The following is an 11214-nucleotide window of genomic DNA, read 5'->3' on the forward strand; positions in this document are numbered from 1 at the left end:
ATATCCGGCGGCGAGAATTGCCACCGTTTCGTTGGCCCCACGAAGCGTAGGAGTTTCCCATTTCAACAACTCTGCACAAGTGACTGGCGGTCCACTAGGGATGTCCGGCTTCCCGCCGTTGTTGGCGCAGCCGCTCAAAGCTACAGCCACGCCTATTGGCCCAGTGATGCTCTCACTTTGTTCTTCTCCAATCGTCAGGATTGACCCTAGCCCCGAATTAGTCCGTGTGGATTCAGATGGTCAGGGCAGAATTAGATGCAAATCAAACGTAAAAGTGGGTCAACTCTGCCTGCAAATCAACAGTGAGACCAAAAATACCTAGTTTCAGTGATATGCGGTGATCGCGCATTTTTATAAAGTATCGATCCAGATGGCAAGATGGCGAATTGAAAGATCCGTCAAACAATACCGTAGAAGATGAATAACGATACCGTGCTGCCAGGATCCAGGAGACATCACCAGTCCTTTTCCATGAAGTCCTGCCGCGATGGCTGCCGCAGCACTCGACTGCTCTGCTCTAGCGCCCTGATCAGCTCTCTGGTGCTTATGGAACCGCTGGCTTTGTCAGCGAAGGCCCATGCTCAGTCGTGCCCAGCCAATACATGCACAGGAAACGCAACGATCGAAGCGGGCAGTGCCGATTATTTTGGTGAAAGAACCTGGAATTTCCAAGACAATGTTGTCGTAAATCTGACGGCCCGCGATGCGCTAACCTATACGCCGAACCCTGTTGGAGTCTACCCAAATTACACATATTTCCGTGGAAACAGCACGCTCAATGTGAACGCGGAAGGCGCTATAAGTGGAGGCCTGCAGAATATTCAAAGTGCGGGAGTAACGGTAAACGTAAACGCGACGAGAGGTGTGGTTGGCGGCCAAATTACAATGCTGGGTGGCACGTTGAATATTAATGCCGCCAACGGAATGGAAAACAGTTGGCTGACGTTGGGCGGAAATTCCGTCACGAATATGTACGCAGTCAACTCTTACACAGGCTCAGGGCTGGGAATTTCGGGTGGGACGTTGAATGCCCGTGTTGCCGGGGCCATGGGTGGGAGTCTTTATTTCCAAGGTGGTGGAACGCTGAACATTCTTGCCGACAATGCACTGATTGAAACGGCGACTGTCCGATTCTCTGACAGTTTCGGCACCTCCGGCGGGAATATGTTCCTGAATGGAAACGACCTTAGAATTGCTGCTATCAGCTATGTGACGCCGAACTATTCCGCGACAATTGCGAATAACGGAAATGCCGATTCGACCCTGACATTACTGGCAGACTACAATCCGAATCCACAGGATCCATGGGTCTATGGTGGCGATATCAGAGACTCGACGAATGGCGCAACCGGTGTACTCAATCTGGTGAAATCCGGTTCGCATACGCTGTTGTTGTCGGGAAGCAATACCTATAGCGGCAGCACCACGGTGAACGCGGGCACATTGCGAGCTGGCAGGAATGGCGCGTTTACGGCGAATACCGCCTATTCCGTCAATGGCGGCACGCTCGATCTCAATAACCACGCCCTCACGATGTCCTCGCTCAGCGGGACAGGCGGTGCGATCACCCTGGGCAGTGCGGCACTTGCCGTCAATCAGGCTGCGACAACGTCCTATGCGGGTTCGATCTCCGGCACAGGCGGGCTGACCAAATCTGGCGCCGGCACACTGACGCTCTCCGGCGCAAACACCTATGCCGGCGGCACAACGGTGAATGCGGGCACATTGCGAGCGGGGGGCGCGGGTGGCTTGACCGCGAATGCCGCCTATTCCGTCAATGGCGGCACGCTCGATCTCAATAACCACGCCCTCACGATGTCCTCGCTCAGCGGGACAGGCGGTGCGATCACCCTGGGCAGTGCGGCACTTGCCATCAATCAGGCTGCGACAACGTCCTATGCGGGTTCGATCTCCGGCGCAGGCGGGCTGACCAAATCTGGCGCCGGGACGCTGACGCTCACCGGCGCAAACACCTATGGCGGCCGTACGGCGGTGAATGCGGGCACATTGCGAGCGGGCGCAGCGGGTGGCTTGACCGCGAATGCCGCCTATATTGTCAATGGCGGCACGCTCGATCTCAATAACCACGCCCTCACGATGTCCTCGCTCAGCGGGACAGGCGGTGCGATCGCCCTGGGCAGCGCGGCACTTGCCATCAATCAGGCTGCGACAACGTTCTATGCGGGTTCGATCTCCGGCACAGGCGGGCTGACCAAATCTGGCGCCGGCACATTGATGCTGACAGGCGCAAATTCCTATAGCGGCGGGACGACGGTGAATGCGGGCATGTTGCTGGCTGGCAGCGTTGGCGCATTTGCAGCGAATACGGCCTATTCGGTCAATGGCGGAACCCTCGATCTGAATAACCACGCCCTCACCATGTCGTCGCTAAGCGGTACTGGGGGCGCAATCACGCTGGGCAGCGCGGCACTCGCCATCAATCAGGCTGCGTCAACGACTTACGCAGGTTCGATTTCCGGTACAGGCGGGCTGACCAAATCCGGAGCCGGCACACTTAGGCTCACCGGCACAAATTCTTACAGCGGAGATACGACCGTCGTCGGCGGCGCACTGCAGTTTGGTGATGGCGTTTCAAACGGCGCAAGCCGTCTGGCCGGCGACGTCAGCGTCATTGGCGGTGGGCTTGGCATCATGACGTTGCCGACGTTCACTGTCGCTGGCGATGTAACTTTCGCCAATAACACAGCGCTCTCGATCGCCGCCTCGGCGAGCGGCCCATCCTTTCAAGCGGCCAGTCTTGCACTCGGAAATAACGTTACCTTCAACATCAGTGGCATCAACCATAGCAGCCAGCTTGATCACATCCTGATCAATACGACCTCCGGCATCAGCGGTGACTTTGGCGCCGTCAGTGTTGGTGGCTTTACCGGGGTTGTGGACTATCTCACTGTCAACACCCGTAAAACTGACGACAATAAGCAATACATTGCCAGCTACGGCCTCGGCTGGACGGCGGGCAACAATCTGGCTCATGGCACGTTCACGCTGGCCAACGCGACAGACAGATTCCAAGTGGGCGCGGCGCTCGGTGACCAGGCCGCCAATGCCGCTACGGGCTGGAACGGTACGGCGCTGACCAAGGCCGGTGCGGGAACACTGATCCTGACCGGTGCCAACAGCTATAGCGGGGGCACGACCATTTCCGGCGGCACGCTTCAGATCGGCAATGGTGGCACCACGGGCTCGATCTCTGGCGACGTAATAAACAATGGTGCTCTTACCTTCAGCCACATCAACACTCAGACTTTCGCCGGTCTGGTCTCGGGCAGTGGTTCCGTCAGTCAGATCGGCAGCGGCACGCTGATCCTGACTGGCAACAACTCTTACAGCGGCGGTACGACGGTCTCGGGCGGCATGCTTCAGGTCGGCAATGGTGGCACGACGGGCTCAATCTCTGGCGATGTGAAAAACAATGGTGCTCTCACCTTCAACCGCAGCGACACGCTGGCTTTCGCCGGTGATATCTCAGGCAGCGGCTTCGTCAGCCAGATCGGCAGCGGAACGCTGATCCTGACCGGCAACAACTCTTACCTCGGCGGCACCAACATTCAGGCTGGCACGCTTGAGGTCTCGGCGGACAGCAATCTGGGCGCGAATGCCAGTACTCTGTTTTTCACCGGTGGCGCGCTTTCTACCTCGGCGAGCTTTGACAGCAGTCGCGCGGTGACGCTTGTCGAGACCGGGATCTTCAACACAACCGCAGGCACCGAACTTGGGTTGAGCGGCGCGGTGTTGGGCGGGGCCGATCTTATGAAGTCCGGGGCTGGTACGCTGCGGCTTGACAACGCCGGAAACGACTACGGCAATACGTTAGTCCAGGCGGGCACACTGATCGGCAGGGTGGGCTCGATTTCGGGCCGTATCGGCAATGCCGGCACGGTCGTGTTCGATCAGGCGGTCGATGCCAGCTTCGGTGGAGACATTCTTGATCTGAACGGTACAAGCGGCGCGATGATCAAGCGTGGCGTTGGCAATCTCACTCTTGCCGGCGTCTCCACGCTTGACTGGTCGATCGAAGCCGGCGGCCTGGTCGCTTCCGCTGAACGCTTTGGCGGCAATGCAAACATTTCTACAAACGCAACTCTCATCTTCAACCAGCAAAACAACGCCTCATACGGCGGCGTGCTCGCCGGCACGGGCCGATTTATCAAGACCGGCGCGGGTTCGCTCATCCATGACGGCAACAGCGCGGCCTTTGCTGGTGTCACCGATGTGGCGGCGGGGGCTCTGATCGTCGGCTCCGACACTAGCCGGCACGATGCGGTGCTCGGCGGATCCGTCAACGTTGAAGGCGATGCGACCCTCCGCGGTCATGGCACGGTCGGCTCCGGCGTTGGCTCCAGGGTTACGGTCACGTCTGGCGGCACGCTTTCGGCCGGCAACTCTATCGGAACGCTCACCATCAATGGCGATCTCACCCTTGAGACCGGATCGCACTTTGCTGTCGAGGTCGATCCTACCGGTTCCGCTTCGGATCTCGTACGCGTCACTGGCAACACCACCCTCAACGGTGGTTCGGTTGCCCATATCGGGGTCGGTGGTGACTACAAGCTGCGCTCGACCTATACGATCCTGGCGGCTGACGGCGCGCTGTCGGGGCGCTTCGACACTGTCACCTCCGATTTCGCCTTCCTGCGACCTGATCTCGGCTATGACTATGGCGCAGGCACGGTGGCTCTCAATCTGACCCGCAACGATGTCAACTTTGCCACTCTTGCGGCGACCCGCAATCAGGCGGCCACGGCCAGTGGCATCGACAGCATCGGAATAGACGCCGGTCATGCCGTCTATGACGCGATCGCGCTCCTGCCCGATAACAGCGACGTTATTCGGGCAAGCTTCGACCAGCTCTCCGGCGAGATCCATGGCTCGGCAAAGACGGCCTTCCTTGAGGACAGCCACTTTGTCCGCGACGCCGCCAATGACCGCATCCGCGCAGCGTTTGGCGATGTCGCCGCCGCTGGCACGCCTGTCATGAGCTATGGCGAAGGCGGGCCGACCCTGATGCCCGCCACCACCGATCGTATTGCTCTCTGGGGCCAGGGCTTTGGCGGCTGGGGCCACAATGCCAGCGACGGCAACGCTTCCCGTCTTGGCACGTCGACCGGCGGCTTCCTGATGGGAGGCGACGCCGAGATCTTCGACAACTGGCGCCTTGGCGTGCTGGCCGGCTACAGCCAGACCCGTTTCGACAGCAAGGATCGCAGTTCGTCGGGCTCAAGCGACAACTATCATCTGGGCCTCTATGGCGGCACGAGCCGGAATGTCGGCGGCGGCAATCTCGGCTTCCGCTCGGGGCTCGCCTATACGTGGCACGATGTCGACACCAGCCGCAGCGTCACCTTGCCCGGCTTCTCCGACCAACTGAAGGGCGGCTACGATGCCGGCAGCTTCCAGGCGTTCGGCGAATTGGGCTATCGCATCGACACGGCGATGGCCGCGTTCGAGCCATTCGCGAACCTCGCCCATGTCAGCCTGAACACCGGCAGCTTCCAAGAGACAGGCGGCGCGGCCGCCTTGTCCGCAGGCAGCCAGTCGACCGACACCACCTTCTCGACGCTCGGCCTGCGCGCCTCGACTAGCTTCAATCTTGGCGGTGTCAGCGCCACCGCGCGCGGCACGCTCGGCTGGCGGCATGCCTTTGGGGACACCGTTCCCGTCTCGACGCAGTCCTTCGCCGGCTCCGACTCCTTCACCATCGCCGGCGTTCCGATCGCCAAGGACAGTGCCATCATCGAGACTGGCCTCGACGTCAAACTCTCGCCGTTGGCGACGCTTGGCCTCTTCTATCAGGGCCAGATCGCCAACGAAGCCCAGCAACATGGCGTCAAGGTCAATTTCGGCATCAGGTTCTAAATCTGCGGTCTCCAAGGGAATCTCCGATTCAGGCAGGCTTCGAAATTCTACCGGCTGAGGTCCACCTGAAGAGGGAGCCACGAATGCATGAACGCCCTCGATTTCTTTCGATGAGAACTTGGAGTTACCAGGATTTAGTAGACACCTGATTTCCACTTGTGATGTGCAGCCTCGAACTCATTCGGACTGACACCGCCAAGATGACAGCGTTTCGGGACAAGCAGCAACGTCCCGACAAGATCCATGCAGACCACAGCGGCGCGCGTGGATTTTTTTTGAGAGTGCACAACGCACTCGGTGGAGAACCCCAGAATTGTGGCCATCCACTCGATCGACGATCGAATAGCAGCTTTTGACCCATCCTCAGGCATTCGTGCCCCTAACCGTCAGCATTCAATCTTCATCGGACATTTCAATCAGCTCAGCGAACTTCCGCTCTTGGCCGAAAACGGCCACTTGCCAAAGGGGCCTTCCATACGAAGCACTGCGCTTCCGCGCCGATATTTTCCAATAGCCGAGTGCCTCGAGACGTCCATGTCTCCTACCTAATCCCGTATGGGCATATCCCAAATCTGCCGGCTTGCACTGTCGCGCTAATTCAATAGCGTTTATTGCAAAGTTCGCCTTTCTTCAGCCTGCAGGCCGTCCATCTGCACAGAATAAGAGAAGATGCCTGTGCAATAGCAGGTGTTGCCGGCCAAAACCGAAAGGCGAACTTCAACAAAAAAGGCGAACTTTATTCCTGCTACTAAAGGTTTTCCCTAGGTCTATTTTTCTTGCGGAAAATCAATATCCTATAGGACACTTCGTGTCATGATGGTGCCGATGGGCGGCACCCGATGGGGGGATGACATGAAGATTTCGGGAATTGCCGGCGCGCTGGCGTTGGTTGCGGCCATGGCGGGCAATGGCGCCCAGGCGGCGTATCCGGACCGCCCGATCCGGCTGGTGGTGCCTTTCGGCGCGGGCGGGATCACGGACATCGTGGCGCGCCAGGTCGGCAAGGGCATGGGCGACGTGCTGGGGCAGGGCATCGTGATCGAGAACCGGCCGGGAGCGGGCGGGGTGATCGCGGCGCAGGTGGCGGCGACCGCGCCGGCCGACGGCTACACGATCTTCATGGGCACGGTGGGCACGCAGGTGGTCAACCCGCTCATCTACAGCAAGCTCAGCTATGACGCGGACAAGTTTGCGCCGGTAGGCATGGTGTCGGGATCCCCGTACCTGCTGGCGATCCGGGAAGGCGTGCCGGCGAAGACCTTCAGCGAGTTCGTGGCCTATGCCAAGGCCAATCCGGCCAAGCTGAATTTCGGCTCGGCGGGCAACGCGAGTTCGCCGCACTTGGGCCTGGAGCTGTTGAAGCTGACGGCGGGCGTGGATATCGTGCATGTGCCGTTCAAGAGCGGCAGCGAAGCGGTGAATGCCGCCATCGGCGCGCAGGTGGACGTGGTGATGGACGCCAGTCCGGTGATCATGCCGCACGCTGCATCCGGCAAGCTGCGCCCGCTGGCGGTGGCCGCCGACAAGCGGTTGCCTTCCGCGCCGGACGTACCCGCCAGCAACGAGGTGGGCGACGCGGCCCTGCAGATCAGCTCGTGGAACGCGTTCTTCGCGCCTGCGGGCACACCGCCTGAAGTCCTGGAAAAGCTGAACGCGGCGCTGCAAAAGACCTTGGCGTCGCCAGAACTGAAGGAGCGGCTCGCGTCCCAGGGGACGCAGCTGTACACGGGCACGCCGGATGAGTACCAGCGCTTCATCGCCGGCGAGAAAGCCAAGTGGACCGAGATCGTGAAGCGCGCCAACATCAAGATGGATTGATGATGAACCAGACTCCGCATCCGCTGGCGGGCAAGCCGCTGGAGCTGGCCGATACGCTGCGTTCGGGCAATGCCTGGAAGATCCGGCTGGCCTGCGGTTATATGGGGCTGCCGCTTACGCGGCGCACCTTCGACATCGTGCTGGGCGACCTGGAAACGGATGCGTTCGCGCGCATCAATCCATGGCGCCAGGTGCCGGCCCTGCTGACGCCGGAAGGCGAGTGGCTGGCCGAGTCGCAGGCCATACTCTGGTATCTGGGGCTGGGTACGCCCTGGCTGCCTGCCGGCCGGCTGGAGCAGTCGCAGGTCAGCAGCTGGCTCAGTTTCGAGCAGACCCAGCACATGCACGCCTTTGCGCAGCCACGCTTGCTGATCCACTTGCGCCGCACGGCTCAGGTGGACGATCCGGCCATGCAGGCATGGCGCGAGATTGGCATGAAGGCGGCCGCGCTGATGGACGCACATCTGGCGTGCCGCGATTATCTGGTGGGAACCGCGCCGACCCTCGCCGACATCGCGCTGTTTCCTTATACGAGCATGGCGGCCGAGGGCGGTTACGACCTGTCCGGCTTCGCCCATATCAACGCCTGGCTGGCGCGCATGCGCGCCTTGCCCGGTTTTACGCCGCTGTTCGACGCGGCATGACACAGACACAATCTTGGGAGTGACGACCATGGCCGATACGATGCATCTGGGGAAAGACGAACTGATCGCGCGGGCGAAAGCCGAAATGCAGCGCCAGTTCGAGACGCCTGATTGGAGCCTGCGCGAGCGCCTGGCGCTGACCTGCCGCATCCTGTTCGATGGCGGGCATGATTCCGGCCTGGCCGGGCAGATCACGGCGCGCGCGCCGGAACCGAACCGATACTTCACCCAGCGCCTGGGCCTGGGCTTTGACGAGATCACCGCCAGCAACCTGCTGCTGGTCGACGAGGACCTGCGCGTGCAGGAAGGCGGCGGCATGCCGAATCCGGCCAACCGCTTCCATTCCTGGGTCTACCGTGCGCGTCCGGACGTGAACTGCATCATCCACACGCATCCGCTGCATGTGGCGTCGCTGTCGATGCTGGAGGTGCCGTTGGAAATCTCGCACATGGACAACTGCACGCTGTATGACGACGTGGCCTTCCTGAAGGATTGGCCCGGCGTGCCGGTGGGCAATGAGGAAGGCGAGATCATTTCGGCGGCATTGGGTTCCAAGCGCGCCATTTTGTTGTCGCACCATGGCATGCTGATCGCGGCGGGGTCGGTGGAAGAGGCTTGTGTGCTGGCCCTGCAGTTCGAGCGCGCTGCCCGCATGCAGCTGCTGGCCATGGCCGCCGGCAAGATCCAGCCCATTCCGCCGGCGCTGGGGCGTGAGGCGCATGACTGGATCCTGACGCCCAAGCGTTCGCAGGTCGGGTTCTCTTACTACGCGCGGCGCGCGTTGCGGGCGCATCCCGACGTGCTGGCCTGATGGCGGCTGCGGGCGGGGCCGGCTCGACGGCCGGCCCGGATTAGGGCATGCTTGACGGTCGCATTCCGCGACCGTATTTCGCATTTACGCCCGCAACTTCGCCCATGATAGACCTGCCGCACCGCCTGCGCGCCCTGCGTCGCCAGCAAACCCTGTCCCTGGAACAGCTGGCGCAGCGCACCGGATTGACCAAGAGCTACCTCTCCAAACTGGAGCGGGGCTTGAGCGAGCCCTCCATTTCCACCGTGCTGCGGCTGGCGGAAGCCTATGGCCTGGGCGTGTCGGAGCTGGTGGGCACGGACGACGCCGCGCAGGAGGAAGTGGTCAGCGTGGTCCGGGTGGCGGACCGCGAGGCGCTGCAACGCCGGGGGCTGGGCAGCGAATACCACTATGAGTCGCTGGCCGGCCGCCGCAAAGTCAAGGCGATGGAGCCTTTCGTGGTGCATCCGCCCCGCGATTTCCCCGATGCGACCGCGGTGTTTCCGCACCCCGGCGAGGAATTCCTGCTGGTGCTCAAGGGCGCCATCGAAGTCTACGTGGGCGAACGCCAGTTCCGCCTGGAGACCGGGGATTCCGTCTATTTCGATTCCGAACTGCCGCACCGCATGCGCACCGTCAGCCGGGCCATGGCCGAAGTGCTGGTGGTGGCCGCGCACTGAGCGGGCCGCCAGGCTCATCAACCTATCCGAATACAGGAATTGCCATGAAGAACGATCAATCGCGGCTCGTCCGCATCGATGCCGGCCCGATGAAGAATCCGGTGCCCGGCAAGCCCCGCCGCCCGATCTCGGGCGACGCCGCGTTCCGCACCGTGACCGCGTTCGAAGGCAACGGCGGCCGCGCCGAGGCCGGCGTGTGGGAAAGCACGGCCGGCAGTTTCCAGTCCAACACCACCGGCTATATCGAGTTCGGCTACATCGTCGAAGGCGCGGCGCGCCTGGTCGACCCGGACGGCACGGTGCATGAGTTGAGCGTGGGCGAGGCCTTCGTGATGCCGGAAGGCTATACCGGCCGCTGGGAAGTCGATTCGTTCGTCAAGAAGATCTATTTCATCAGCCGCACGACGTGACCTCGCAGGCGTATCCGCGGGGCTGGACACCAGCCCTATGGCGGCGTCGGCCGCTGCGGATAGGCCGAAGTGCCGAAGGTATTGCCCATGCGGTTGCCGATGGTGGCGGGCGTGGGCAGGCCCATCTGGTTGGGCGGCTTCTGCGTGATGGCCTCCGAACCCAGCGTGGCGGGCGGCTTGGGCGCGGCGTCGGGCGCGATCTTCTGGTTCAGGCAGTCGTACGACAAAGCGCGGTAGCCGTTGACTTCGGTGTCTATGCAGGCGTCTCCCGGGGCGGGCCTGGCTGCCTGTTGCATGTCCTGGGACTTAGGAGCGGCCGTCGTCTGGGCGGCCGCCATCAGGGGCGTTGCCGCCAGCGCCGCCAGCAACAGCAGGCAGGCGCGGCGCGGAGAGGGGCGGTATGTGCGCATGCGGGTTCCTTTGAAAAAGCCTGGCCGCCATTGGCCGCCATGCCATTAGTGTAGGGACGGATGACGCCGCGCAGGTGACGATTGCATGGCGGCCCGGCGCGGCGCGTATGCGGCGTGTCACGATTGCGTCATTCACACGTCCTAGCATGGCGCCTTTCCGTAGAGGCGGGTGCGCCGGCACCCCGTGACAGTGGCCATGCCTGGCATTCTTCCTACATGTTGGCGATGATGACCTACGCCTGTCCGTCGGGCAGGGGCTGGTTGCGGCACGCCTGCCTGGCGTTGGGGGCATGGGCGCTGGCCGGCGCGTGCGGCGCCGAAACGCCGCCGCGCGAAATGGCATTCGCCATTGCCGCGCAACCGCTGGACCAGGCGTTGGCGCAGTACAGCCTTGCCAGTGGTCTCACGGTGCTGGTCGACAGCGCCTTGACCGCCGGGCGGCAAGCGCCCGCCGTGGTGGGTACCTACGCGCCTGGGGATGCCTTGCGCAAACTGCTGGCGGGGTCGCCCTTGGCCATCCGCTATGCCAGCACGCATTCGTTCACGCTGGTGGCCGCGCCGCGGGCGGCGCCGGCCGTGCGTTCG

Annotated in this window: 8 protein-coding genes; 7 read left to right on the forward strand and 1 reads right to left on the reverse strand. The window is 61.9% G+C overall.

Going from position 1 to position 11214, the window contains the following annotated elements:
* The first annotated feature begins 417 nt into the window (after positions 1-417).
* From VIR09_RS01790 to VIR09_RS01815, 6 genes are all read left to right on the forward strand, one after another.
* The gene (locus VIR09_RS01790; RefSeq protein WP_332011229.1) at positions 418-5877 is read left to right on the forward strand and encodes an autotransporter-associated beta strand repeat-containing protein; all 5460 of its coding nucleotides are present in this window, start codon (positions 418-420) and stop codon (positions 5875-5877) included.
* An 852-nt stretch (positions 5878-6729) separates the two neighbouring features.
* Entirely contained in the window at positions 6730-7695 is a 966-nt protein-coding gene (locus VIR09_RS01795) for a tripartite tricarboxylate transporter substrate binding protein (RefSeq protein ID WP_332011232.1), read from the forward strand.
* Positions 7696-7697: 2 nt separating this feature from the next.
* Positions 7698-8339 carry a glutathione S-transferase family protein gene (locus tag VIR09_RS01800; RefSeq protein WP_332011250.1) on the forward strand — a complete coding sequence of 214 codons (642 nt, stop codon included), beginning with the start codon at positions 7698-7700 and terminating at the stop codon, positions 8337-8339.
* 28 nt (positions 8340-8367) lie between these two features.
* The gene (locus VIR09_RS01805; protein ID WP_332011235.1) at positions 8368-9150 is read left to right on the forward strand and encodes an aldolase; all 783 of its coding nucleotides are present in this window, start codon (positions 8368-8370) and stop codon (positions 9148-9150) included.
* Between the two features lie 104 nt (positions 9151-9254).
* Complete coding sequence (locus VIR09_RS01810; RefSeq protein WP_332011253.1) at positions 9255-9809, forward strand: XRE family transcriptional regulator; 555 nt, start codon at positions 9255-9257, stop codon at positions 9807-9809.
* A gap of 44 nt (positions 9810-9853) precedes the next feature.
* Positions 9854-10219 (forward strand): cupin domain-containing protein, encoded by a 366-nt coding sequence (locus tag VIR09_RS01815; protein WP_332011238.1) that lies wholly within the window; start codon positions 9854-9856, stop codon positions 10217-10219.
* A gap of 35 nt (positions 10220-10254) precedes the next feature.
* Here the strand turns inward: VIR09_RS01815 and VIR09_RS01820 are convergent, their stop codons facing one another.
* Entirely contained in the window at positions 10255-10629 is a 375-nt protein-coding gene (locus VIR09_RS01820; protein WP_332011241.1) for a hypothetical protein, read from the reverse strand.
* Positions 10630-10845: 216 nt separating this feature from the next.
* Between VIR09_RS01820 and VIR09_RS01825 the strand changes: the two genes are divergently transcribed.
* Positions 10846-11214 (forward strand): STN domain-containing protein (locus VIR09_RS01825; RefSeq protein WP_332011243.1); only part of this gene is annotated, 369 nt, incomplete at its 3' end.

Origin of the sequence: Achromobacter sp. (assembly GCF_036567245.1) — a bacterium.
Classification (GTDB): domain Bacteria; phylum Pseudomonadota; class Gammaproteobacteria; order Burkholderiales; family Burkholderiaceae_B; genus Achromobacter.

What these genes read in the sequence shown, in the direction of transcription:
- VIR09_RS01790 (WP_332011229.1), top strand. Translation starts at nt 418, where the DNA reads ATGAATAACGATACCGTGCTGCCAGGATCCAGGAGACATCACCAGTCC.
- VIR09_RS01795 (WP_332011232.1), top strand. Translation starts at nt 6,730, where the DNA reads ATGAAGATTTCGGGAATTGCCGGCGCGCTGGCGTTGGTTGCGGCCATG.
- VIR09_RS01800 (WP_332011250.1), top strand. Translation starts at nt 7,698, where the DNA reads ATGAACCAGACTCCGCATCCGCTGGCGGGCAAGCCGCTGGAGCTGGCC.
- VIR09_RS01805 (WP_332011235.1), top strand. Translation starts at nt 8,368, where the DNA reads ATGGCCGATACGATGCATCTGGGGAAAGACGAACTGATCGCGCGGGCG.
- VIR09_RS01810 (WP_332011253.1), top strand. Translation starts at nt 9,255, where the DNA reads ATGATAGACCTGCCGCACCGCCTGCGCGCCCTGCGTCGCCAGCAAACC.
- VIR09_RS01815 (WP_332011238.1), top strand. Translation starts at nt 9,854, where the DNA reads ATGAAGAACGATCAATCGCGGCTCGTCCGCATCGATGCCGGCCCGATG.
- VIR09_RS01820 (WP_332011241.1), bottom strand. Translation starts at nt 10,629, where the DNA reads ATGCGCACATACCGCCCCTCTCCGCGCCGCGCCTGCCTGCTGTTGCTG.